Genomic DNA, 26,923 nt, shown 5'->3' with positions numbered 1-26,923 from the left:
TAAGGTCACCAGAGAGTGACTTTCAGAAATTTGAGTGTTAAACATGACGAATCCTTTCAAGACAATCAGCTGGCTTGGGACGCTTTGCCTGGTGTCGGGTTTTGCCCAAGCGCAGAATCCCATCGTCCAGACCACCTATACCGCCGATCCGGCCCCCATGGTGTATAACAACAGACTGTACCTGTATACCAGCCACGATGAAGACGAATCTACCTGGTTTACCATGAACGACTGGAAGTTGTATACCACAGACGACATGGTAAACTGGACGGACCACGGCACCATTCTGTCCTACTCAGATTTCAGCTGGGCGAAAATAAATGCGTGGGCCCCGCAGTGCATTGAGCGCGGAGGTAAGTTCTACCTATATGTTCCCGTCACCACCAAGGACAACAAAGGAGCCATTGGGGTAGCGGTGGCGAATAGTCCGTACGGGCCATTTACAGATCCTTTGGATAAGCCATTGGTTCAAAGCGGCGTGGGTGACATTGATCCTAATGTGTTCATAGATGACGATGGGCAGGCCTATCTGTATTGGGGCAACCCCAATTGTTACTACGTCAAGCTGAACGAGGACATGATTTCTTACCAGGGAGAAGTAGTGAAGGTGCCTAACACGGTAGAATCGTTCGGCAAGCGCGAGGGCAACCCCGAAAGGCCCACCACCTACGAGGAAGGCCCGTGGCTCTACAAGCGCAAAGGATTGTATTACCTGCTGTTCGCCGCAGGCCCCATTCCAGAGCATATCGGCTACTCCACCAGCTCCAGCCCAACAGGCCCTTGGAAATACCAGGGTGTTTTGATGCCTACCGAAGGCGGCAGTTTTACCAATCACCCGGGCATCATTGACTTTAAAGGGAAGACTTATTTCTTCTATCACAACGGTGCCTTGCCGGGCGGCGGCGGTTTTACCCGCTCGGTGGCGGTGGAGGAAGTGGCCTTCAAAAAAGACGGCACCATACAACCACTGAAAATGACGGAGGGCATTACCAGAGGCTTGGCCCCTTTGAATCCATTTGTAAAGAACGAGGCAGAGACCATGGCCTGGTCTGAAGGGCTTAAATCCAAACAGAATGCCAACGTTGGCGTATTTGTGACCGCCCTGCGGAACGGCGCTTACACCAAAGTAAAAGACGTTGATTTTAGAAAAACTGGAGCCTCCAAATTGACGGCCCGGCTTGGCACCACCCATAACGGCAATGTGACCATGGAAGTCCGGTTGGGAAGTGTGGAAGGCGAGTTGATAGGTACCGTGAACGTGCCGCTCACCGGCGGAAATGACAGATGGGCCCTGGTTTCAACGGATGTTAAAAAAGTCACTGGCGTCCACGATGTCTATTTTGTCTTCAAAGGCAAAGCAGCTAGCAATATCCTGTTTTTCGACTACTGGAGATTTTCAGAATAATCCTTAACAGGTAATCCCATCAACCTTGTCTGACGCTCCTGTTTTAAGGGGGATTTCAGAAAAATAGGCTCAAAACAAAACAGCTAATATTTTAAGATGAAGAGAATGAAATTTGAATTTGCTCCTTTTAGAAGTCGCCGGGCAGGTTTGCTCTGTGCTATGGTGGTCCTCCTGTGCTTTTCAATCGGATTTAACGCTAACAGCCAGAATTCGAAGAAACAGGCCCAAAACGCCCCGGTGTTTTCCAATTCTGTCTATGAAGGAAACGATCCTGTATACAATAACTATCCTTTGAAGGAGGGTGAATTCTACAACCCTATTTTGCAGGGAGCTTATCCGGACCCGGCCATCACCCGTAAGGGCGACGATTACTACTTGGTGGCTTCAACTTTCGCTATTTTCCCCGGGGTTCCCGTTTTCCATTCAAAAGATCTGGTAAACTGGACGCAGATTGGGCACGCATTGGACCGCGTTTCACAGCTAGATGTGCATGATACGCCCATCAGTGCCGGTGTTTATGCGCCAGACATAGAGTACAACCCCAACAATGACACGTTCTACATGATTGTGACAGCCTTCGCCGGAGGAGCAGGGAACATTGTGGTGAAATCAAAAGACCCCGCCAAAGGCTGGAGTGAGCCCTACAAGCTGAAATTCGGCGGAATAGATCCTTCTATGTTCTTTGATGATAACGGGAAAGCTTATGTAGTACATAACGATGCTCCAGACAAAGGCCAAGAACTGTACGAAGGGCACCGCGTGATCAAGGTGTGGGAATATGATCTTGCCAAAGACCAGGTCATTGCCGGAACCGACAAGATCATTGTAAACGGTGGGGTAGACCTCGCGAAAAAACCCATCTGGATCGAAGCCCCGCATATCTATAAGAAAAATGGACGCTATTACCTGATGTGTGCCGAGGGCGGTACGGGTGGCAACCACAGCGAAGTGGTTTTCGTGAGCGATTCCCCTATGGGTCCCTTTATCCCGGCTCCTAACAACCCAATCTTGTCGCAGAGAAGTTTGAATCCCAACAGACCAAACAAAGTAGACTGGGCCGGCCACGCCGATTTAGTGCTAGGACCGGATAACAAATATTATGGTGTGTTTCTGGGTATCCGCCCGAACGAGAAGAACCGCGTAAACATCGGGCGTGAGACGTTTATCCTGCCGGTAGACTGGTCAGGTGAGTTCCCCATTTTCGTGAATGGACTGGTGCCTATGGAACCAAAGTTGCAAATGCCCAAAGGCGTGGTAAACAAAACCGGAAAAGAGGGCTTTTTCCCTAATGGCAATTTCACCTTCAAAGACGACTTCACTTCCAAGAAGCTGGATTACCGCTGGGTTGGGTTAAGAGGCCCGCGTGAGGCGTTTATTTCTTCATCCAAGAAAGGTTTACAGATCACCCCGTTCGCTACCAACATCAAAGAGCTGAAGCCTACGTCAACGCTCTTCCACCGCCAACAGCACAACACTTTTTCTTACACCACCACCCTTGATTACAAGCCGGCCTCAGAAAAGGATTTGGCAGGTATTACGTTGCTGCAAAGCGAGAAATTCAACTACGTTTTCGGGCTGACCAGAAAAGGCAAAGACTATTATTTAGTGCTGGAAAGAACAGAGAAAGGTGCCTCTAAAATTATCGCCAGCCAGAAGATAGACGTCAAGAAACCGATACAACTGCAGGTGAAAGCCGCCGGAGATGCTTACCAGTTTAGCTACTCAACTAACGGAAAGGACTTTGTGAATGTGGGCGGCTCTGTTTCAGGAGATATCCTATCCACCAATGTGGCGGGAGGTTTCACGGGTACGTTGATTGGTTTGTACGCCACTTCTGCCAACGATGCACTTCCTCAGTAGAAGTGCCTAATTGCCATAGAATCAAGTACACGGTGACAAGGGAGATCTGTCTACTGCTTGGGTAGACGGAACTCTTTTGTTCGCCTTTCAGAAATTGCATACTCATATTAAATAAGAAGCTGTTCAACGTTTTTTTTTCAGGTTATGGCGCAAGCGTCCGCTTGTGCCTTTAGGATATCCTAAGCTTCTGTTTCGGGGCCATTTTTGGAAAAGTAGCCCCGAAACGGAGACACAAGCGGACATTTGCGCCAGATCAAAGCGTTCTTCCTTCAGAAATTGCATAACCTTATTACATAGTTTAAACCTTTATCTATCCATCATCTTTATGACTTATAAACCGATAAACGTAGCGAAAGCGTGGCTTTTTGCCTCCTTCCTGATTTTTGCCGCCCCAGCCATAGCGCAGGATGGCACCATCTATCCGCTCAAAGCTCCTGCTGAGCCCAAAGCCATTCCGCTCGGCACCGGCGGGGTGGATGGCCAGAAATCTCCCGAGACCTGGTTCCGGCAGTGGGGTGATCCTATGGCGCGGAATATCTCTACTGCCACGCTCACCCCATTCCTGCCTGCACCAGGTAAGGCGAATGGAACGGCTGTGATTGTGGCTCCCGGTGGTGGTTTCCGGTGGCTGTCCCTGGACAACGAGGGCTGGGAAGTCGCCAAGGCCCTTGCCGATAAGGGAATTGCGGCTTTCGTCCTGAAATACCGGCTCCACCCCACGCCAGAATCACTTGATGACTTCAAGGCCTGGATGGATAGACCCCGTACGCCGGCCCCAGCTGCGTCTTCCACTACTGCGGGAGGTGCAACTCCGCCCAGCCCGCCGCAGATGGATCTGTCTAACCAGTTGGAAGACGCCGAGGCCGCGTATGCCATGATCCTCAAAAGATCCAAGGAGTGGGGCGTGGATACGGGCAGAATAGGTATGATCGGTTTCTCAGCCGGCGCCGGACTCACGATGCACTCAACCCTTCATTCTAAAACCATGAAGTTAGCGTTCATTGGTCCTATCTATGGCGGTATGGGGCCAGTGGAAGTACCCAAGAATGCTCCGCCCATGTTCAATGTGATCGCCACCGATGACTTTCTCTTTAAAGGGCAGTTCGGGGTAATTGATTCCTGGTTTAAAGCGGGTATACCTGTGGAGTTCCACCTTTACCAAAATGGTGGCCACGGCTTCGGCCTTGGTAATCCAGACAGAACCAGCAACCGTTGGTTCGACGCTTTCATGCACTGGTTGAACGTAAACAAATTTCTCACGGCCAAGTCTGGGAAGTAAGGAGGCTGATGCATTCTTAAAAGAATAAAGGATGGGCATTCAGTGGTGCCTTGAAAGAATAAGTTTCAAAAGCCAGGTAGGTGTAAGTAAAAAGGTGCTTAACCCCATGTATGCTGTACCTACCTGGCCATCCTTTCCCCAAGTATGTTCTGAGACATCATGCCTTTTCTGCGGGAACCTCTACGGCAAGTTCCCCTTTGACAAGTAATTTAAATGACCAGCCAGCTGTGGAAAAGGTTGATTCAACCCTATGACATCAGCAATATGGAATGCAGCAAATGACAGCTAGTAGCGGTAGGATTAGGTATTCAGGGCAGACAAGGGTCCACGTGGCGGTTGATTGTATCGTCTTCGGATTCGATGGGGAAAACTTTAGGCTGCTCTTAATCCAGCGGGGCTTTACCCCGCACCGGCAGGAGTGGAGCCTCATGGGCGGTTTTATCCAACCCAATGAGAGCCTGGAAGCCGCCGCCCATCGTGTACTGAAAGAACTTACCGGGTTAGAAGACGTGTATCTGGAGCAATTACCCGCGTTCAGTGATCCCAAACGTGACTCGGTAGACCGCACCATCTCAGTCCCGTATTTTGCCTTGATCGATATCCAAAAGTGTAAGGCGCAACTAAGCTCAGATTTCCACGCCGAGTGGTTCATCCTCAGCGAAACGCCCGACCTTATATTTGACCATAACTTAATGGTAGAGGTGGCCAAGATGCGGTTACGCTACAAGGCCGCGCTGCATCCCATCTTGTTTGAGCTTTTGCCGGCGAAATTTACCCTTCAGCAACTGCGAACCCTCTACGAGAAGCTATACGAATCTACCTTTGACAAAGGCAATTTCGCCCGGAAAGCACTTTCCACAGGATTGCTGATTCAACAGAAGGAAAAGAACAAAGAGCACTCCAGAAAAGGAGCCTTCTATTTCAAGCTGGATCGAGAGAAGTACTATGATAACTTTGAAGCTTTCCTGAAATTCATTCCAAACATGGAAAAACTCCTAGGGATGGATAAGAACTGGTAATTAGGGCGAGGTGCCGAGCAGATCCTCCTATAATGAGGTACGTTAGAAAGAGGCTGTAGTAAAATCACACTACATAGAATGAGAAAAGCTAAGGATGGCCGTTTACGCAATGTGGACGGCCATCCTTAGCTTTGTAGTTTCCCATTTGAAGACAATCTTAACTTGTCTAATAGATGTTCTCCTTAGGAGGTAAAGAGAATCTAACCACCCACAAACCTACTTTCATCACCGCGCTTTAACAAGCAAGTCTTGCCAGAATAGCTTCATGGGCTTGACAAGTAGATAGCCGTCTGATTACTGGATTGGGTAAAGGGCAGAGCAGGACCTCCGGTAAATCTATCCGCCGTTCCTGCCGCCGCCCTGGCGCATGTTGCCTCTGCCGCCCGGACCTCGTTGGCCGGGGCCTCTCTCGCCTGGCACTGGTCCGTTGAACGTGCGGATGTTGTACGAAAACGTCAGCATGAAGAAGCGCTGCAGGACGGATGTCTGCGTATCCTGCACGAAGGCATCCGTTTGGGTGCGCTGCACGCTGATGTTTTGCCGGAGTAGGTCATTCACGCTTAGGCTAACTTCTCCTTTCTGGCTTTTGAACACTTTCTTGCTGAGGCTCATGTTCAGGAGCGTGTAATTGGTGCTGCGCAAGTTGCTGGACAAACCCGCGTTCAATTGATGACTCAGCTCGGTACGGTAGACCAGGCCTTTCCAGAACCGCAGGTTCGCCCGCAGGTTCGTGGATTGGTTGAAGAAGTTATTGTTGTTATTGTTCTGCGAGCGCCGCAGGGTGGTGGAGAGCACGTTGTAGTTGGCGTTCGTAGAAAAGTTAAAGTCTACGTTCTCGCTGATATTGCTGCTGAGGGAAGCGCCTAGCCCGTAGTTGGTGGTAGTGGAGAAGAACATCTCGTTGTTGAACAGCCCCGGGGTTTTGTTATACCCTACAGAACCGTTGAAGTTGATGTTGGACTTGAGGAGGTTCAGCGGCTGGCCATAGCTTACAAAAGACCGGGCACTCCAATTACCGTCCAGGTTGACCGGTCTTATATACTGGGCCCCCAGGCTGGGTGCAATGCCCAGCCAAGCCGCATCCTCCTCTCTGAGTTCTAAAGTGCTGTTGGTGATAAAACTGTTTGTCTGGGCGGCGGTTACAAAAAACGAGAACACCTTGTTGGTCTCCGTGTCAAAGGATCTGTAGCGAACGTTCACTGAATTCTGGTACGCCTGCACCAGCCCTGCATTCCCCGTCCTGAACCGCAGCGGATTGGTGTTGTCCAGTACTTCCTGCAGCTGCGTAACAGAAGGCGCGTTGGTGTTGGTGCGGTAATCAATCTGAAGGTTCTTCGTTTTGGTGAACTTGTACTCAAACTGAGCATTGGGCAGCAGGTTATGGAACGTGCGGTTCACCCGGTACGTGGTAGGGAATTCCTGCTCGTTCTGCAGGTTGGCCATCTGGTACTGCGCCTGTACCTGCACGCGCACTTTGTCAGAGTTGTACTGATAACTGGTTTTTGCCTGTTGTGTGAGGTAATCACTTTCAAAGGAATTGCTGAGACGCGCATTTAAGTCGGTGTAGTCTACTTCGCCCATGTCATAGGCCAGACGCTCAGAATCTTCAACCCGGTTGCTGATGCTGTACTCGGCCTGCACTTGGGCTTTTTCGCCCACCTTCTCGCCCAGCGCAATGTTTGCCCGCCAATTAAACCCACCTCTTTCGGCTTTGATCAATTGGTTGAGGTAGATGCTTCGGTCTGGCCGATCAAAATCCTCCACGTTGGTGATGCGGTAGGTGTCTCCGTTGTTGAGATTGTACCCCGTGTTCAGGTTCACCGTAAACGTGCGCCCCGGCTTGTTGAACCGATGGCTGAAGTTAATGTCATTACCTAGGTTATAAGAGTAATTGTCGGCGTTAGAAAGGTCGTCGGTGGAGGTTAGGGTGGTGGCGTCATAAGTTTGATTCGTGGAATCAGCATCAAAGATAGAACGGCCTATGGTGTTGGCGCTGGAGTTGCTTTTCTGAATAGAGAACCTGGGGGTGATCAAAAGCCGGTTTCGGTCATTGATTTTGTAATCGAGCCTGAAATTGAATTGATGGTTTTCGTTTCGGTTGGTGGTATAGCTTTCGTCTGAGTTTTGCTGGTCATAGAACCTGGAGATCTGGTAGTCACGGAATACTAGTCGGTTGTTCTCGTTTCTGGTGTTGCTGTAGTTATAGTTTCCGCTTACCTCCATCTTCTTGCCCCAGAAATCAGAATAATTCAGCCCGAAGTTGTTGGTGGTGGAGATGCCAGCGCCGCCGCCTCGGCGCCCTCTCATGCCGCCGCCGGGCGCTTCGCCCACCGAGAAGTCCTGCATGTTGATGTTGTTGGAAAGCCCGTTGATGGTAAAGCGCCGGTCGCCTTTGAAGATGTTCAGGCTGGTGCCCGCCATGTACTTCTTGTCCGGTCCCATGCCCACCGACACTTTCCCGAACTTGCCTTGGCGGCGGTTGGGCTTGGTCACAATGTTGAGGGTTTTGGCGCGGTTGCCGTCATCAAAACCGCTGAACTCCGCCTGGTCACTCTTCTTGTCAAAAATCTCGATGTTCTCAATCACCTCGGCTGGTAAGTTCCGGAGCGCGGTGGCGGCATCTTCCCCGAAGAACCGCTTTCCGTCCACCAATATCTGCCGTATCTCTTCGCCTTGGGCCTGAATCTTTCCGTCTACGGTCGTGACCCCGGGCAATTTGGTGACCAGATCCTCCGCGCTGGCATCTGCGGCCACTTTGAAGGCACCGGCATTGAACACGGTGGTATCACCTTTCTGGCTCCCCAGCGGTATTTTGCCCACTATTTTGATCTCATTCAACGTGTTGGTGGCCTCCTCCAGGAGTAAAGGTCCCAAAAGCACGGCCGCGTTCTGGACCTGTACCGTTCGGGTGAAAGTTTTAAAGCCCAGGTAGTTCATCTGCAACGCGTATTGCCCCGGCTTTACCGCCTGAAACCCGAAGTTCCCGTCCTTGTCAGTAGCGGTGGCTGTCCGCACTGAATCGGGTAACCGGATCAACTGGACGGTGGCCCCGGGCAAGGTTTCCTTGTTCTGCGCACTTTGAACAGCACCATTCACTGCGTAGCCCTGGGCCTGCGCGTATAAGGTGGTGGCTAGTAAGAACAGGAGAAGGAAGGGTGCTTTCATAAGGGGGATGACAGTTTCTCGGGTTAGACCAGGAAAGCCATCCAGGGTTTATTGGCTTTATAGCAAATCAGAATATTTATTTTCTCCTATTCTTACTGAGGACAAACGGGTGCGATTCATGGCTAAGGCTCTGTGCCAAGATCATTGACCTTGCTCGCCAATCCCGTTTCGGGGATGATTTCGCCAAAACGGGCCTAAACCAGTTTTCATGGGGTTTATGTTTCAGGCTTGTTTTTGGAAAAAGAAGCTTAAAACGGGAGATCACAGAATGGTGATAGTCATTTTAGTTGCTCTGAACGGAGCAATGACTGCTGTCATGTTATAAGGTGCAGAGTAGAGGCAAGCCTTTCGGATTTTGATTCCTGATAAGATACATGTATGTTAAACACGAATTAGTTATCGCATAATAGCTTCCCGCATCTCACGCTTTTGTCAAATCCAAACAAGCTCGAACCTCTAAACAAGTGCAATATGAAACGTAATTGGTGGATGATGGTGTGTGCGGTGTTGTTCCCGCTGGTGCTTTCGGCGCAGCAGAAAGGAGCCGTCCAGGTTAAAAAGAATGTCCCGATGGATTCCATTGTGCTAAGCGACCCGTTCATTCTAGCCGATCAGAAAACCAGAACCTACTACATGACCGGAACCGGCGGCATGTTGTGGAAAAGCAAGAATATGAAAACCTGGGAAGGGCCTTATAAGGTTGCCCAGACAGATCCGAACTCTTGGATGGGCCCCAAGCCGATGATCTGGGCCGCCGAGATCCATCCGTATAAAAACAAGTACTACTACTTCGCCACCTTCACCAACCAGGCCGTCAAGATTGATACGGTGCAGGGAAACGTCATTGAGCGCCGCGCCAGCCACGTGCTGGTCAGCGACAAACCCGATGGTCCTTACGTGCCAATGCAGGATCCTACCTATCTGCCCGCCGATCAGCCCACGTTGGACGGGACTTTCTGGGTGGACAAAGATGGAAAACCCTACATGGTGTATTGCTACGAGTGGCTGCAGAACCTGAACGGCACCATGGAGAAGATAGAACTGAAGCCCGACTTAAGCGGCTCCAAGGGAAAAGGGAAAGTATTGTTCAGGGCCAGTGATTCTCCGTGGAGCCGCGAGAAAGACGCAAACGGCAAAGATAGGCCTAACAAAGTGACCGATGGCCCTTATCTGTTTAAAACCGGAACCGGCCGACTTGGCATGATCTGGACCAGCTGGATTTACGACGTGTATACCCAAGGGGTGGCCTACTCCCAAAGCGGAACCCTGGACGGCCCCTGGATTCAGGAGAAAGACCCCATTACGCCGCCCAACTACGGCCATGGCATGCTGTTCTCCACACTGGAGGGCAAACTGTTGATGTCCGTCCATAGCCACAAAGACATCAATGGCCGGTATGTCCGTATTCCGCATTTGTTTGAGGTAAGCTTATCCGGAGACAAGCTCGTGATAGGCAAGCCTTACAAGCCGTAGTTGGAGGAGGATAGCTCTAAAAGCGCTGGAAGTTCGCTACGGTCAAATCTTCCGAGTCAGAAATTATTCCAGTTAGAAATACTTCGGGTTTCCTCTAGCTGTCGTGCAGAGGTTTCGTTTGCCAACGGCATAATAGCTGTTTTAGGCCTCGTTTTACAAAAGTAGCCTGAAAGCAGTCGCGGATGCGCTTGTCCAAGACACGGCAAAAAGCGACGGATGTTGGTAGATACGTTTCATTTGCCGCAAGTTTATCCCTGATCTCAAGCCAGACAGCACGCCTGTTTTAGGGCCAAATTTCTGAAAAGAGGCCAGAAACAGCTTTGCTTCCCGGGCCAGTTAAATACGTTTTGGGGCTGCTTTTCTAAATCCGCACTTAAAACAGGAGGAGCCTCCGCCTTTTACAAGTTGTCTATTTGCTCGATTTATTTTTTATCCGGAGGACCGTGCAGGAATAAGCCGGTAACTCTGTGTTGGTGGAGTCAGCGAGGGTCAGCGTGGTTGCCGAAGGCTTCAGATTTTTATCGGTTGGGTTGCCTTGCAAAACTGTTTTCACCGCTTTGGCGCCAGCCATATTGAATCCCGCCAAATCCAGTGACGTAGCCACGGGCACCGGCAAGAGGTTCACCATTTTCACAATCAGGTCTTTGCTTTTGACGTCTCGCACCACCGATACCGCAATGCGTTTGCGGACGGCCTCCTGGTTGTTGGACAGCTGGACGGTGCTGGGCAGATAATCTGTGCCGGCGTTTTGCCCGAACAGTTTCTGCACTTCGTAGCCCACAGTAGGTTTCACTTCGGTGTTGTTGAAGTAGATCAGGTCTGGGTTCCATTGCGTGTGTCCTTCTTTGGCCAGCAGCGGCGCGTAGGAGGCCATGCTCACAATGTCGCCGTTGCGCTCTACGCTGGTGAGGTAAAGGGCTTCGGCCAGGGCCGTTTCCAGGTTGTTGGGGCGGCCGGGCAAGTGCGCGGCGTATTCTCCCAGGTACACTTTGGACTTGGATCGATCATACCGGTCATAGTAGTCCTGGTTATGGATAAACCAGCCCGGCGGCTGATAGTAATGCTCATCTACGATGGGAATGTTCAGTTTAGACGCAATCTGCCAGCCTTCTACATAATCGGTGCCCTCGGAAAAAGGACCTACGGTACCTATGACCGTGATTTCGGGGTGTTTATCCTGCAAGGCCTTGTAGATCATGGTGAAGCGCTCCTCGAACACATCAGTGATGAGGTCCTCATTGCCCACGCCTATGTATTTCAGATTGAAAGGCTCGGGGTGGCCGGCCTCAGCACGCTTCTTGCCCCATTTGGTGTGCACACTGCCGTTGGCATACTCCACCAAGTCAAGGATGTCCTGCACGTAGGCGCCCATCTCACTCATCGGGATGCCGCCCTGCTGACCGCCGCCGCCCACGCCTGAATTCTGGCAGGGAACTCCCGCAGCCACTACCGGCACCGGAATGGCACCTACGTCTTCGCAGAACTGAAAGTACTCAAAATAGCCTAACCCGGCGGTTTGGTGGTAGCCCCACAGATTGCGCTGGGGCTTGCGGGCTTCCAGCGGCCCGATGGTGTTTTTCCAGTGGTAGATGTTGCCCAATCCGTCGCCGTGCGCCACGCAGCCTCCCGGGAAACGGACGAAGCGGGGGTGAAGATCGGCGATGGTCTGGGCTAAATCGGCCCGCAGGCCATTCTTCCGGCCTTTGAAGGTCTTCTGCGGAAACAAGGAAAACATGTCTAAAGCCACGCGCCCGGCGCTGAGGGGCTGCACCTCCAGACGCGCATCGGCGGCCTGGGCCGAAGGAGTGAGCACGGCGGTGGCGGTTTTCCAACCCTTGGCGGAGGTGTTCACCGTGGTTTGGGCCAGTACGCCCAGCTTGTCACTCACCAGACGCACCTGTAACTTGCCGGCTTTGCCTTGCAGTTGTTTGGTGAAGAGGGAGAAAGTGTAGCGTTCTCCTTTCTTCACGGCGATTCCGTCAAAGCCAGTGTTTGCTAGGGCTGCCCCCGGTACTTTGGTGTCCAGTACGGCGTAGTGCGGGTTGTTGGGGTGCACCGGAGCGGCCGTTTCAATGGCCAGGGTGGTGTTATCTCCTTTCAGAGACCAGGAATGGGTGCTGGTCCAGTTTTTGTCATGGCCTTCTTTGTCACTGGGGTCATATTCAAAATCCCGGTTCTGGATCAGTTCGGCATACAGCCCGCCGTCAGCCGCGTAGTTGAGGTCTTCAAAGAAAACCCCCACCAGCAGGTCACTGATGGGTTTGGAATTCGCTGCTTGCAACGAGATTTTGGCTTCCACGGGTTTTAATCCGGCAAAGCGCTGGGCATCTTGCGCGGTAGTCTCGCCGTATTGGCTGCTCTTGTATTGTTTCAGCTCATAGGTTTTAATCAGCTGGTCAACCTCAGGCCAGGCTACTCGGTGCACTTGGCCGGCCACCTCGCCGCCTGGCAAAGCAACCGTCTGGTTCGCGCTCTTGTATTCCGCTGCCGATACCTCGGTAACCGGGCTGTACGTCTTGAATTCTTTGGTGGTGACGCGGTAGTACTTGCCGGCGGCATCGGTGTAGGTGATCGTGTACTGAGCCGATTTGGCGTCATACTGCACCACCGGCCGAAGCACGTTGGTGCCTTTTTTCACCTCGGGGTAGCTTTGCCGGCCCCAGTACACCAAATCCTTGGAGGACGCGTGGGCAAAGAGTTTTTCCCGCTCATTCAGGCCCCAGACACATTGCCATTGGCCGTCCGGCCCCCGGAAGACCACCGGCGTCATCATCCGCTTTTCAGAACCCCAGCGGCCGTAGTCTGATTTCAGGTAGCTGAACTCGTTCCCAATGCTGCTCCAATTCTTCTTGTCACGGCTCCAGGCGAAATGCAGGCCGTTGTGGCTGTTGTTTTTGGCTGTGCCATACGACAGAAGATTGACAGAATCTGGCTCATTAAGAACCGTTGCCGCTCCAGCTACGGTAGCCTGCGACAATATGCCCCAGATGAAACCTGACAGAATTATTTTTTTCCCCATGTTAAAACTCAACATACGTTTATATTTTACTCATCTACTAGAAAGCAGAGCACGCCAGAATGTATTCCCCGTCTCTTTGCCTTGCCACTCTGCTACATCTGCAGAAGCGATCTCCTGAAACCTCTGCCATTATACCTTTTCAAATAGAACCGATGTCCAGTACTGTTTTAGGGGTGTTTTTCTAAAAACAGGCTAAAAGAACCCGGCCCTTGATTTCGCATGACTTTTGAAAAAGCAGCTCTAAAACAGAGGAACCCCGTTGCCGGATCTTACTGCCTTCCTTTCTTCCTCCTGCCTTCCTTTCTTCCTCCTGCCTTCCTTTCTTCCTCCTGTTAACTAGTTCCATCGGTTTTTACATGTGCTCTAAACCGCTGCACGGAGTGGGTGCTCAGGTTTGAACGATATGGTGCTACTGACTTTTTCTGCTAAATCGCTTCTTTGGAGTAGAGACAGCGGGCTGCAACATCGGACAGTTTGCCGGACTTGAATTCAGCGCAATTTCATTTTCTCTGATCAAAGCTGTCTTTCCGGAGCTGATCCGGGAAACAGTAAGTCCCAATGGTTTGACATCACAACTGATTAGTGATATAAGTGTATTTTATACATTTAAATTCTAAGATGGAAATTGTTCCGGTGAAAAGCAAATCAGCGGCTTGCTTTGAGCAGGGGGGATGTAGAAGACGAAGGAACGAGCTATCTGCTGAAGCCTGATCTCATCTAGTAATGGTATAGACCGGATGCTCTATTAGTATGGTCGCAGTACAGCTGATGGATTGAGGCATATTCATAGGCTATGTTTCCTTCCCTAACCAATCACGATCCTTCTAGGCATCGTGCGTCTGGGTTCGTGTACTGGTTTGGCTAATAATATAATCGGCCGTTTACGAAACCTTTTACACCCGCTTCGTTTATATTGATCTGCCTTGTAAGTAGCTTCGGCAGAAGATAGTCTCTGCAATGGGATGGTGAGGGGGGCTGTCATTCTGGTGCAAACTCTCCTGGTGTTCCCGTGAATGCCTAAGTCCTTAAAAATCAAATTGTTTTTAATTAAGCTTTTACCGGTCTTCAAATGAATCAGTTGATGTAACACTTTAACTGAGCTTTAGAGATTTGATAATTGGAGACAGATAACAGGATTGATAAGCACAAAATTGCAAAGTGATAGGCTTTATCTTAAGGAATATATTAATTTTTAATATAAACTTTATTATTTTATAGAGCCGTAAAGAATTGTATTCTACTAATGAAATGATCTATAAATAGAACAAAAATCATAATTATTCTGTAATAAATTTTAAAATATATGGCGGTTAATTAACTTAACTAATATTTTATTGTATATTTGACCAAGGGAATAAATAAAGGCATTATTTATGAAGTCTGCTCCGATCTCCGTAAATGAATCACAAGATTTGAATGAGTGGCAGTCCTTGCAATTCCCAAGAACTGCTAAAGATTCTTATTATACTAAGCATTTAGAGGGATTAGACACCATTTTCCAAATCCCTTCTCCTTCTTTATCGCTCAGCAGTTTTAACCAAGTAATCAAGTCTGTAGTTGCTATCGTTGGAGAGCAATGGTTTGCCTTTTTGGCCTATTCAACAGATAAATCCTGGAAAAGAAAGTGGTTAGGGGTGAGTGAGCGATTAGAACTAGGGGCGCCGTTTCAGCATGGTTCGCCTACGCAGTCAGGGTTTTACGTTTTCAGAGATAATTCAGTCAGGGGGAATTTCACGGAAGGAGTAGCTGGCGGCCAAGCAGCGTTGAACGTTCCGCCGCAGTATGGCACCTACCGGTTCCAAGGAGCTAAATCTTACCCATTGGGAGCATCCCTGACTAGCTATGACCAGGTTCAGGTGCTTCCCGCCACAAACCAGCATCTAAGTTTGCCTCAGATCAGTGCTCTGAGCGGAGAGGTCAATTCCTTATTGGAAGCAGGTTTCTGGGAGTATTCGCTAGAAACCAATGATTTCTTTTGTTCAGAGTATATCTATGATTTGCTCCATATTCCTTCTTCCTTCACCCTGAAAGATTTTACATCGCTTGTGCCGTTCGTGGCAGAGGAAGGAAGGGGCTTTCTGGTGGATGGCTGGCAAGGGTTGTTGAACAATGGTCTGGAACTGAATTGCCTGGTGGAGGTGCCGGGGGAGGCAGAATCAACCTGGATTCGGATCCGGGGCAAATCAGTGACCAGAAACTCCAAAGTTTCCAGAATGGTAGGTACCATTCAGAACGTGACCGAATTTGTGGTGAAAGAAAGGGCCTTAGTAAGTGAAAAGATCGCAGCTGAGCATACTGCCCAGATCAAGTCTGAGTTCGTCTCCTATCTGAGCCACGAGATCAGGACTCCCCTTAATGCCATCATGGGCTTGACCTATCTTCTTTTGCAGGAGGAGGGGATGAAAGAAGAATACCGCGAGAACCTGAACTCCATTCATTTCTCTTCCCAGAGCCTGCTTGCCTTGATCAACAATACGCTTGACTATTCCAAAATGGAGGCGGGTAAAGTTGAATTGGAGAAGGTCAACTTCCATTTGAAGGATCTCCTGAAGAACACGCATCAGGCGCTCTGCTTGCGGTCCATGGAGAAGAAAATCAACTTCGATCTTTCCATCGACCCGCGCACCCCCGCCGAAGTTGCCGGAGACCCGGTTAGATTGATGCAGATTTTAAACAACCTGCTGAGTAACGCCATTAAATTCACGGAGCACGGTTCTGTTAAGTTGGGAGTAGAGGTCATCTACCAGACAAACCAGGAGTGGGTGCTTGAGTTCTCTGTGTCAGACACTGGCATCGGGATACCGGCCGATAAGCAAATGAGCATTTTTGAGAGTTTTACGCAAGTAAGCTCGTCCACGCACCGGGAATACGGTGGTACCGGGCTTGGTCTTTCCATCACCAAAAACCTGGTGGAACTCCACAAAGGGAGTATTCAGGTGAAAAGTGTGGAGGGCGAAGGATCGGTCTTCAGTGTGCGGTTACGATTTGTAAAGCCGCAAGCCTCATTGGTGACCCTCGCTAAAACTTCCGGGAGTAAACTTCCCTACACTAAACTGAGAGGAGTGAAGATATTGGTGGTAGATGATAACCTCATGAACAAGACCGTTGCCACCAAGTTGCTCACCAACTGGCACGCAGAGGTTGCTACCGCAGAAGATGGAATGGCGGCCCTGACCAAGATTTACTCTGATGAGTATGACCTTGTGTTGATGGATCTCTACATGCCCAATTTAGACGGTTTCCAGACCGTTTCTACGTTGCGAAAAGCCGGATGTCAGATACCAGTGATTGCCCTGACGGCAAATGCAAACGAGAAAGAACGCAAACGGATTGTAGAGGCCGGCGTGAATGACTACTTGACCAAGCCTTTTGTTCCACAAGACCTTTTTAATAAAGTGCTGCAACACATTGACTCCAATAAGATCCTTTGCTAAGAACCTGTTGGTTCAGAGTACAAACTGACAGGGGGCAAAATGGAAATCAAGCACGTTTTTGTAGGTTGCTGTGGCTCTTGGCTGAACTGCCGACCCTCTACATCACTTGTTACGTTCAACGTTTAGGAAGTCAGTGCCTACCATCAAACCAGACCAGCATGTTGCTAAAGTGAGTGAGCCCTCAGAATGGATGGGGAATGGTTTGCTTGTGCTTTGTGATCCGCCAAACGGCGAAATTAGCTTTGGACATGCTCCTGTAAAACCTTCAACTAAGCCTTCAAAGCAGCCAATGATAATGCACCCTCATCCTACAGCTAAACCAATCTTATAAAACTAGTCTTTCATATGTCTATAGCTCATCGTGCCTTGTAGAATACCTAGGGTGTGTTGCCCTGAATCCAGACCCAAAGTGAAGTCTTAAACCATTCAGCGTCTTTCATTTGAAAATAAATGTTTACCAAACTTTCTCCTGCTGATAAATAGATGCAGCCCTGGAGAGGTGCGATTAACTTTTGTCCAAATTCTTTCTTAAATTGGCAATAAAGGAAAGTTAATTGTTTTTATTAGATATTTTATTTTTTTGATCCCCATGTCTAGTCTACAGAATGACGCTTCTGAAAAAATCTTTGTGCTGGAAGATGACCTCTGGTACTCACAGTTCCTGAGCTATCATCTCTCAACCAATCCAGACCATCAGGTTGAGGTGTTCAATTCTGTAGATGAATTTTTGGGCCGTTTACCAGAAACTCCCACTATTATAACGCTTGACTATCATTTGCCTTCTGTTACCGGAGAAGCCGTTTTGCAGAAGATTCTGGAAAAGAGCCCTAATTCGTACATTATAATTATTTCTGGACAGGAAGATATCAGAAAGGCCGTCAGCCTGATGAAGATGGGGGCGTATGATTACATCGTCAAGAATGAAGAAACCAAGGAGCGTCTCTGGAGCATTGTAGAGAAGATCAAACACAATAGATCTCTGAAACAGGAACTGGAGGTGCTTCGGAAAGAGGTAAAGCAGAAGTATTCCTTAGGCAGTGAACTGGTGGGTTCTTCAGAGCCCATAAAGAAAGTGTATCAACTGGTGGAGAAAGCGGCCGTCAATAACATCAACGTGACCGTTACCGGAGAAACCGGCACGGGAAAAGAGCTCATCGCAAAAGCCATCCATCAGAATTCGCGCCGATCTAAGATGCCGTTTGTGGCGGTGAATATTGCGGCTTTGCCTTCAGAACTGCTGGAAAGTGAACTTTTTGGCCATGAGAAGGGGGCGTTCACGGGTGCCACCTCCCGGAGGGTAGGGAAATTTGAGGAAGCAAACGGTGGAACGCTCTTTCTGGACGAGATTGGGGAAATGAGCTTCAACCTGCAGGCCAAGCTGTTGCGCGTTTTGCAGGAGCGGGAGGTCACCCCGGTTGGGTCCAACAAGAGTATTCCGGTTGAGGTGCGCATTATCACCGCCACCCACCGGAACCTTCTGGATGAGGTGAAAAAAGGCAACTTTAGAGAAGACTTGTTTTACCGCTTGCTCGGGATCCAAATCCATTTACCGCCTTTACGGGAAAGGGGGCATGATATTCTGTTGATTGCCCATAAAGTCCTGAAAGATTTCTGCAAGCAGAACGATTTGGAGGAGAAATCCTTTACCTCAGATGCGCAGAAAAAGCTGTTGAGTCATCTCTACCCTGGTAACGTGCGCGAACTGAAGGCCGTGGTAGAATTAGCCGCCGTACTCTCAGACTCAAATCTGGTAACGGACAGTGATATACAGCTTCAGAAGACCGTTTCCTCATCTGCTTCAGAAGAAAAGACCCTGGACCAGTATATCCATGAAATGGTCCAAAGCTATCTGGATAAATACAACTACAATGTCGTGTATGTGGCAGACAAACTCAAAGTTGGCAAGTCTACCATCTATAGAATGATCCAAAAAGGAGATGTGCTTATTCCTGAACAGAAGAAGTACTAAGAAATTGGAGTGATTTAGCTGGCGAGGCTAGGTGCAGTAAGAGGCAGGATTACCCAAGCTTTAGGTTGTTGAAAGACGGAGCCAACCAGAGAAAATATAAAGGAAAGATCCCTTTGGAGGGAATTGTGGCAAGATAGGCGGCTTATTATACATATCAGAGGAAATCAAATAGCGGAAGATTGTATTCAGAAACTACAATGGTGGAGTTGGACGGAACTGTAGTTAAGAGATTATGCAATTTATTCAACAAATTTTTGAGGAAAGCCCCAATCCCACCTATATCAAGGATGCGCAAGGGAAGATAGTTTGGGCTAATTCTGCCTATGCGGTGCTGCATAGGGCTACGTTGTCGCAAGTACTTGAAAAAGGGGCTGTAGATTTCGATTTTTCATTTGAGAGGGATATGGAGGTTTTCCGGGCCGATGAAGTGAACGAGCTGGAGGAGTTCTACAAGCTGGAAGACGGGCGAGGAACCTGGTACCTCACCGTCAAGAAGCCGATCCGGCAGCAAGACGGGGAGCGCTTTCTGTTTTCCACCTCGGCAGAGATCACCAACCTAAAAGAAACGATCCAGGTGGCCGAAGATTCCTTTGCCTCCAAAGAGAAGTTTCTGACGGAAGTAAGCGGTGGACTGGAGGCTCCTATCAATGCCATCAGCAGTCTGGTCCGGCTTCTGAAGCAAACGTACATCAGCAAAGACCAGAAAAGATACCTGAACTCTATCCTGTCCATCTCAGACTACATTCTGGATGTGCCCAAAGATGTATTGGAGTACGCTCGGGTAGAAGCGGGTATTCTGGATCTGGCCACCGAGGTGGTGGACATCACTTCCTTTATCCGGGGAATTGTGGAATCCTTGATTTCCAAAGCTGCTGAACAAGACGTGACCATCCAGTTCACTGAGCCCGCGTTTCAGTTGCCTCGCGTGGAAATCAATCCCGTTTACCTGAACCAGGTTTTGGTGAAAGTAATCAGATGTGCCATCAGGTACACCAAGAGCAAAGAGGTAGTGTTCTCCTTTTCCCAAAAAGAGAAGGTGGGCAATATGCTGTTTCTCCAGTTCTCCATCCGCAATCTCGGCCTTGACCAAGACTATGAGGTGTTGGCGAAGGTGTTTGAGTCGGATAATAGTCTGCATACCAATGAAAAGTATAAGCGGAGTAGAATTGACTTAGGGGTGTATACCAGTAAGAAATTGATTGAACTGCAGGGCGGAAAAGTTTGGCTGGAGGAGAATAAAGAAGAAGGAACCAGTATAGAGTTCATCCTCTCATTTCCAGTCATGCAACAACATGCTACCACGCCTGACGGAGATGCCGGGCAAAAGCAGTTGAGCCCTTCTCCCGGACAGGCCACGGATTTAAGGCTGCTTCTGGTGGATAAGAATGAGAGCATCCAGACGCTGGTAAAGCACCAGATCCAAAACTGGAACACGCAACTAGACATCGCCACCAATGCAGAAGACGCTCTTCATCTTGCCACGAGAGAAAACTACAGCTTGATTTTGATGGACGTGGAACTGACCGGCACCAACGGTTTTGAGGCTGCTTCTGCCATTCGTGCCTCAAAGGGGCCCAACCAGTTTACCCCTATCGTGGCCTTTACGTCAAATGCGGAACACACCCCCGTTGAGAAATTCATGTCGGCTGGTTTCACTGATTTTCTCCGGAAACCTTATCACGCCTTTGACCTTTATCTGTGTATCACCAAGAACACCGGGCACTTCTCCAGGGAGCCGCTTACGCATGAGAACGTTGTAAATGAGCAGGAACAGCGGTTGTTTGACTTCTCCGGTCTCGGGAACATGGCCGAAGACAGCGTTTTCATCCGGAAAATGCAGCAGTTGTTTATTGACCTGGTTCCCGGGCAACTAGCTAAGCTGTCCGCCGCCATGCAGCAGCAGGAATGGGAAACGGTGGCGCTTCTGGCCCATAGCCTGAAATCTACCTACGGGAACATCAAAATAGTGAGAGCCGCTGAAGCCATGAAGCGGATTGAAGAGATCGCGGGCACAAAATCAAATCTCTCCGAAATGAATAAACTGCTGTTGGTGGTGAAAGAAACAACCCAGAAAGTGATTAACGTCTTTTCTGATGAACTTGGAAACACCCCTTAAGGCGTTTCGGGCCTGGATTTTGGAAAATGGCCCTAAAACGTACCTATCTTTCTATTGTAGAACAGTCTAAGGTAGCCTGTTGCTGCCTTCACTTTTAGCTGTAAAAGAGTAGCTGCCCTCTTACCATCTTTCCCTGGTGAGTGGCCAGATGGAATCAGAGATGCTATTCAGCAGCTAATTAGAACAAACCAGACCATTTCTGAAAATAGCCTGTTTTTGTAAAAACACCCCCAAAACAGGAAATCACCAATTCCGCCTTCCTCCAGAGGACTTGAGCCTCGTTCTAGTATTTGCATCCAATTATTTCTGTGATTTTTGCTAAGGAGAATGCCGATGTCCCAGAATGGAATCTGTATTCCCAAAATGGGAAGTGTAATAAAGAGAAAGCTGGTTAATTATACTCTAATTATATTTTTTAATACAAAAACTATAATGGCACGGTAATTTCATAGTATTTATAAAAATGATAAAATATGAAACAGTGTATATTAATTGTAGACGATGAGCCTACCATCGGATTGATACTGGAACATTACTTCTCCAAAGCTTATCAGGTGGTGGTCAAGTCAAACGGCAAAGAAGCAATGGCTTGGTTGGAAGAGGGACATCATATCGATGCTATTGTGGCTGATTTCGAAATGCCTTACATGAATGGGCTGGATTTTATCAAGCAGTTAAGAGCCAGTACCTTATTCAAGGACATCCCCTTGATCATGTTGTCTGGCAAAGAAGAGTCCAGAAACAAAATCCTTTGCCTGAAAAGCGGCGCAGACGATTACATGATCAAACCCTTCAACCCAGAGGAGCTGGAGATAAGAATCAAGAATGTTCTTAGAAGAGTGAAAATTTCTTAAAGTACAACGGGTATGAGGGTTGCTTTTCTATCACCGGATATTCAGGAAGCGGATGAATTTAAATCTGAGTTTGGCCAAAACATAGAGGTAAAGCATTTTGACAACCCTAAGTTCTTTTTAAAGTCATTAGAAAACGGTGATCTCTATGATATCATCATCAATGCTGCTTCACTGGGTTCGCCCTTGGGGATCAATTTGTTAAGAGAGGTAAAACAGAAATTCTCCCTCTCAACCCCAGTGATTTGGTTGGCCAGTAGCCCGGTTCCTTCCTCAATTCAGCGAATGTTAATGGAGACCGGCGTTTCTGACATCTTTCACAAACAGCCAGACGACCGGGAAAAGCTAAGTACCAGAATTGATTACTTAGCCAAAGCCAAGAAAATGGAGACAAATTCCAGAATTGAAAGCTTGTATGCATACAAATACCCTTTAGGGAAAAGAGTATTTGATATAGTAGTCGCTTCCACTGCGCTTTTTTGTCTCGCACCCATTTTATTGGTCATTACCATCCTCATCAAACTGGAATCAAAAGGCCCGGCCTTTTACTATTCTTACAGAGTAGGCACCGGGTTCAAGATCTTCAAATTCTGGAAGTTTAGATCCATGCGGCAAGACGCCGATCAGCTGCTTGATTCCATCAAGGATTTAAACCAGTACCAGACGCGGGTCATTGAGAAAAAAGAGGAAGGGTATACCCTCTGCACCGATTGCTCTGGAATGGGTTCAGAATGCGCGAATAAGCTGATCGATGAGTCGGGGAAGATCATCTGTGAACGGCACTACATAGAATCAAAGAAAACCAAGACCGGGGCAGCCTTCATCAAGATTGCGAATGACCCAAGAATCACCCGGTTGGGGCTGTTTCTGCGCAATACCAGCATTGATGAATTGCCTCAGTTATACAATGTTCTAAGGGGCGATATGTCCATTGTAGGAAACCGGCCCCTTCCCATCTATGAGGCGGAGAAAATCACCACAGATGAATACGCGGCGCGTTTTATCGCTCCGGCCGGCATCACTGGTCTCTGGCAGGTAAGTAAACGCGGCAAAGGGAATATGTCAGAATCTGAAAGAAAGGCCCTGGATATTGAATATGCCCAGAAGTTCTCTCTGAAGAAAGACCTCTACATCCTGCTCAAAACGGTGCCGGCTATGTTCCAAAAAGAAAATGTCTAACAAAAAATGAATATGAAAAAACTTTCGCTTGCCCTCTTGATGGCCTTCTATGGTCTGGTGGCCTCAGCCCAGACTGCTCCTGCAAAGGAAGCTGAATGGGAAAAGAAGCTCTTTAACTCAGAATACGCGCTTCCAATCCTTATTGAAACAGCTATTACCAATTCAATAGAATTGGAGAATGCAGAAGCCGCTAAGTTGGCCGCCATTGAACAAAGAAAGATTGTTCGTAAAAACTTCTACAGTGGTTTCTCCATCAACTCCTCCTATACCTACGGGAGTATGAATAACTGGAGCACCAACGGCGAGCCAGTAAATTCTTTCAACGCCTTTGACGCACCGTTGCGCGCCAGATATAATGCGGGTTTCTCCATGTCGCTGCCGCTGGGACAGCTCCTGAGCCGGCATAACACCATCAAGAACCAGGATCTGGCCATCGCACAGGTGGAGGGGAGCAAAAAGCTGGCAGAAAGAGCGGTAAGAATGCGGGTCATCACCTTATACCAGAACCTGGTACTGGCCAAATCACAATTAGAGCTGCAACAGGAAGCCTACCAGACAGCAGTCGTTAGCCTGCAGTTGGCCAAGCGGCAATTCAAGAGCGGCGAAATACTGATTGATGCCATGAGCAATGTGCAACAAGCTTACACCAGTACTGCCACTGCCCTGCAAACAGCCAAGGTGAACTATGAAACGCAACTGTTAATGATGGAAGAAACAATTGGAACTAGACTAATCGACTTAATACAAAGCAAATGAAACTTACAGACATCTTTAGACTCATAAATCGGAACTGGTTCTTATTGGTAGCCATTACCACGGTCACGGCGGCTTCTATCTTTTTCTTCACACAAGACCAGGTAGATGAATACAAATCAGGAACCACGATCTATACGGGTATCGCCTCTGGTTACAACATCAGTGATGTGACCGAAAGCAGCACCCAGTACAAGGCTGCCAAAGACGGTTTTGCGAACTTAATCTCCATTCTTGATTCAAGAGACCTCAGAGACGAACTGGGTTTCCGGTTGCTAGCTTCCCATCTCATGTTAAAGGCGCATGACCCTAACATCATCGGAGAAGAGGCATATACCACTTTGAAGGAAATGATCCCGGCGTCCTTGAGAAGCAAACTGGTAGGAGCTACTCTAGAAGAAACATCTAAGAACCTTGCTGCCTATTTCAACGCTTCGCAGGATAACGTGATCCGGGATGTGATTTACTCCAGCGAATTGGGCTACTCCGGGGACGCACTCGCCTCATTGGAGTCCAAAAGAATGGGTGACAGTGACCTGTTGCAGATCACCTATACCTTTAGAGATCCGGCGCAGACGAAACACACGCTTGACATGCTCACGCAGCTGCTGTTTGAAAAACACAGAACCTTGTTTACCGCCCAATCTGAGTCAGTGGTGAACCACTTCGTGAAAACGACTGAAAAAGCGCAGGAGCGGTTGAAAAACGCCGAAGAGAGCTTGCTCCGTTTCCAGCAGACGAACGGCATCATTGATTACAACACCCAGGTGGGCAACACCACCACTGAGAAGAACACGTTGGCCGCCAAGGCGAATGACCTGGATATTGAGTATGCCGGCGCCTCTTCCACCTTGCGCTCACTGGAGCAAAGCCTGAAGAAAAGAGGTATTCCCAACCTGTACAGCCAGGAAGTGCTTCAGTTGAAAAACAGACTCTCCCGGGTAACCACTGAGATTGTTGAGCTGGAGCTGTTGAACAGAGGCAATGCCAACGGTCCTCAATCCGGCAGATTGGCGGCCTTGAAGAAGGAAGCCGATGAGCTTTCCGAGAAGATGAAGGGCTCTGTGGACATGCACTATGCCAATACCCATTCTGTGGAGGGACTGCCTACCACCAACCTGCTGAACGATTGGGTGAGAACCACCTACACTATGGAGGAACTCAAGAGCAAACGCAACCTGCTGAACCAACAGCGATCTGCCTACAGCCAGGAGTATGAGAAACTGATGCCGCTGGGAGATGAGAACAGAAAACTGACCCGGGAAGTAACCATGGCCGAGCAGGAGTATCTGGCTCAGTTAGACGGTCTGAACCAAAGTAAACTGAACCAGCAGAACATTGAAATGGCGTCTCAGTTGAAAGTGATTGACGCGCCGTACATGCCCGGCAGCCCTACCAAGCTGACTCGTATCCTGCTCATCCTGTTCGGGGCGATTGGGGTGTTCCTGGTAACTCTGGGGGTTCTCTTGACCCGCGAACTGTTAGACGATTCGTTGCGCAAGCCTTCTGTGGCGGTGAAAAAGATGGAGTATCCCATCTTCGGGGTTCTTCCGGCCACCATCAGCTCAAGTTCAAAGCAGCTGCAGCTGGCCCAGAATGCCGAGGACCAATTGGCCCGCCAGCTCATCCTGAAAATGAAGCAGAAAGATTCTTCGTATCCTTTTGTGGTAGGGGTGTTGAGCAGCATGTCTGGCGAAGGGAAAACAGCCCTCTGCCGAGCCCTGGCCAATAACCTGATCTCCATGGGAATTGAAACCCAGGTGCTGCACCCAGAGAATCACAAAGGTACAGTGAGCCCAGATGCCCATAACACGTTCTATTCTCCAATCCAGGGCGTGTTGACCGATGCCACCATCGGCGACCTGGCCGGACTTGACTACCTGAACAATGCGGTGGTACTGGTAGAATTCCCGGCGGTGCTGGAAGAAACCTATCCGGTGTCCCTGTTCAAGCACCTGGATCTGGTACTCTTAACGGTAAGATCAAACAGGGTATGGCAGCAGTCTGACAAAACAATGTTTGAGAACATCCAGAAAGTGACCAATGCCCCAATTGAAACCGTCTTGAGTTCTGTGCGCCCAGACGATGCCAAAGAAATGGTGGTGGTGAAACCGAAGCAAGTGCTGCAAGATCAGAAAGTGCTCCCTTCGCCTAAAGGTTTACCCGCTTTAGAGACCGTTTAATCAAAACGCATCAAAAACAATTTCCAATGATCTTATCAAAGAACCTTTCTCTTGCTCTTGAAGCATCAAAAAAGAGCGAGAGAAGGGTTCAACTGATCCCACGGGGTTAATGATAACTGATCAGAGCAAACGTGAACAACCATGAGGCAACTTGAAATCTCTTCAGATAAAAAGGTATTCAGTTTACTGGTTCCTGTCCTTGCGTTAACCGCAGTAGGTATAGGATGGTTAACCGCCCAGTTAGGTTTTCTGGTGCCAGGGGTATTGGTGAGTCTTTTACTGGTTCTCCCTTTCCTGTATTCCATCTTCAAAGAACCGAAGGTAGGCATCATCTCCTTGATCGTGTACGGGTTCATCTTCAACCTGCTGGCCCGGGAGATCGGTCATTTTCCGTACATCTATGTGGTAGAAGGCTTTCTGGCGCTTACCTGGTTAGGAGCCATTTTCCATACCACCAAGCAGTATGACTGGAGCTATCTGAACAAGGAGATTTGTGTGCTGGGCTTTGTCTGGACGCTGGTGTATATTCTGGAACTGTTTAACCCTGCCCGCTCCAATATTTTCGGATGGATGCTGGATTTCAGATATCCCATGTTGTGGGTGCTTCTGGTGCCGCTTTGCCTGATGATCTTCAACACCAAAAAGGATCTCAACCTTTTCCTGATCCTGATCATCGCCATGTCTTTGTTGGCGACCCTGAATGGGGTGAAGCAGATCAAGTTCGGGCTGTCACAGGCAGAGCAAACCTGGCTGTCCACCTCGGGGTACATGACTCACGTGATCTTCGGGGAGCTGCGGGCCTTCTCTTTCTATACCGATGCCAGCCAGTTTGGCGCCTCGCAAGCGCACTTGTTTGTGGTGGCTCTGGTACTGGCTTTCGGGCCGTTCAAGCTCTGGAAGAGGGTTCTCTGCGGATTAGCCGCCCTGGCCTTCCTCTACGGTGAATCTATCTCCGGAACCAGAGGGGCTTTGTTTACGATCTTCATCGGGTTGGGCGTGGTGGTGTTTATCACCAAGAACTTCAAAATCACCGTCATTGCGTTAACCGTAGTGGTGATGGGATTCTGTTTCCTGAAGTTCACTTCCATTGGGCAGAGCCACTTTGAAATCAGACGGATGCGCTCTGCGCTTAGACCCCACGATGCCTCTTTCAACTTGCGGCTTACCAACCAGATCAGAATAGAGAAATACCTAAGCAGCCATCCGTTTGGGGGGGGG

15 protein-coding genes are annotated in these 26,923 nt (G+C 49.0%); 13 read left to right on the top strand and 2 right to left on the bottom strand.

The annotated features are described in order from the left end of the window. The first annotated feature begins 43 nt into the window (after window positions 1-43). The 4 genes from H7U12_RS02650 to H7U12_RS02635 all read left to right on the top strand — a co-directional run bounded on the left by H7U12_RS02650 (window position 44) and on the right by H7U12_RS02635 (window position 5,563). Window positions 44-1,405, top strand: a complete 1,362-nt coding sequence (locus tag H7U12_RS02650; RefSeq protein WP_186632480.1) for a glycoside hydrolase family 43 protein — start codon at window positions 44-46, stop codon at window positions 1,403-1,405. A gap of 159 nt (window positions 1,406-1,564) precedes the next feature. Further along, on the top strand, window positions 1,565-3,265 hold the full coding sequence (locus H7U12_RS02645) for a glycoside hydrolase family 43 protein (RefSeq protein WP_241749065.1): 1,701 nt from the start codon (window positions 1,565-1,567) through the stop codon (window positions 3,263-3,265). Between the two features lie 325 nt (window positions 3,266-3,590). Beyond that, window positions 3,591-4,544, top strand: a complete 954-nt coding sequence (locus H7U12_RS02640) for an alpha/beta hydrolase (protein ID WP_186632476.1) — start codon at window positions 3,591-3,593, stop codon at window positions 4,542-4,544. Window positions 4,545-4,873: 329 nt separating this feature from the next. Further along, window positions 4,874-5,563, top strand: a complete 690-nt coding sequence (locus H7U12_RS02635) for an NUDIX hydrolase (RefSeq protein WP_317170740.1) — start codon at window positions 4,874-4,876, stop codon at window positions 5,561-5,563. 336 nt (window positions 5,564-5,899) lie between these two features. Here the strand turns inward: H7U12_RS02635 and H7U12_RS02630 are convergent, their stop codons facing one another. After that, window positions 5,900-8,728 (bottom strand): TonB-dependent receptor, encoded by a 2,829-nt coding sequence (locus H7U12_RS02630; protein WP_186632470.1) that lies wholly within the window; start codon window positions 8,726-8,728, stop codon window positions 5,900-5,902. 471 nt (window positions 8,729-9,199) lie between these two features. Here H7U12_RS02630 and H7U12_RS02625 point away from each other — a divergent pair, with 471 nt between their 5' ends. Then, window positions 9,200-10,201 (top strand): glycoside hydrolase family 43 protein, encoded by a 1,002-nt coding sequence (locus H7U12_RS02625; protein WP_186632467.1) that lies wholly within the window; start codon window positions 9,200-9,202, stop codon window positions 10,199-10,201. A gap of 409 nt (window positions 10,202-10,610) precedes the next feature. Here H7U12_RS02625 and H7U12_RS02620 read toward each other — a convergent pair whose 3' ends face one another. Next, a complete protein-coding gene (locus tag H7U12_RS02620; protein WP_186632464.1) occupies window positions 10,611-13,220 on the bottom strand; it encodes an alpha-L-arabinofuranosidase C-terminal domain-containing protein in 2,610 nt (869 codons plus the stop codon). 1,820 nt (window positions 13,221-15,040) lie between these two features. Here H7U12_RS02620 and H7U12_RS02615 point away from each other — a divergent pair. The 8 genes from H7U12_RS02615 to H7U12_RS02580 all read left to right on the top strand — a co-directional run. Beyond that, a complete protein-coding gene (locus H7U12_RS02615) occupies window positions 15,041-16,654 on the top strand; it encodes an ATP-binding response regulator (protein WP_206683853.1) in 1,614 nt (537 codons plus the stop codon). 589 nt (window positions 16,655-17,243) lie between these two features. Beyond that, a complete protein-coding gene (locus tag H7U12_RS02610) occupies window positions 17,244-18,623 on the top strand; it encodes a sigma-54-dependent transcriptional regulator (RefSeq protein ID WP_186632458.1) in 1,380 nt (459 codons plus the stop codon). 232 nt (window positions 18,624-18,855) lie between these two features. Beyond that, window positions 18,856-20,739 carry an ATP-binding response regulator gene (locus H7U12_RS02605; RefSeq protein WP_186632455.1) on the top strand — a complete coding sequence of 628 codons (1,884 nt, stop codon included), beginning with the start codon at window positions 18,856-18,858 and terminating at the stop codon, window positions 20,737-20,739. 473 nt (window positions 20,740-21,212) lie between these two features. Continuing rightward, the gene (locus H7U12_RS02600; protein WP_186632452.1) at window positions 21,213-21,593 is read left to right on the top strand and encodes a response regulator transcription factor; all 381 of its coding nucleotides are present in this window, start codon (window positions 21,213-21,215) and stop codon (window positions 21,591-21,593) included. Window positions 21,594-21,605: 12 nt separating this feature from the next. Beyond that, on the top strand, window positions 21,606-22,769 hold the full coding sequence (locus H7U12_RS02595) for a sugar transferase (RefSeq protein WP_206683852.1): 1,164 nt from the start codon (window positions 21,606-21,608) through the stop codon (window positions 22,767-22,769). Window positions 22,770-22,781: 12 nt separating this feature from the next. After that, complete coding sequence (locus H7U12_RS02590) at window positions 22,782-23,525, top strand: TolC family protein (protein ID WP_186632446.1); 744 nt, start codon at window positions 22,782-22,784, stop codon at window positions 23,523-23,525. Further along, on the top strand, window positions 23,522-25,705 hold the full coding sequence (locus H7U12_RS02585) for a GumC family protein (protein WP_186632443.1): 2,184 nt from the start codon (window positions 23,522-23,524) through the stop codon (window positions 25,703-25,705). Before H7U12_RS02590 ends, H7U12_RS02585 begins: the two co-directional genes overlap by 4 nt. A gap of 141 nt (window positions 25,706-25,846) precedes the next feature. Continuing rightward, window positions 25,847-26,923 (top strand): O-antigen ligase domain-containing protein (locus tag H7U12_RS02580; protein ID WP_186632440.1); only part of this gene is annotated, 1,077 nt, incomplete at its 3' end.

It is taken from the genome of Rufibacter sediminis (assembly GCF_014269285.1).
Taxonomy (GTDB): Bacteria; Bacteroidota; Bacteroidia; order Cytophagales; family Hymenobacteraceae; genus Nibribacter; species Nibribacter sediminis.
Note: the sequence above shows the minus strand (reverse complement) of the source record. Positions and strands in the feature narration are given on the sequence as shown.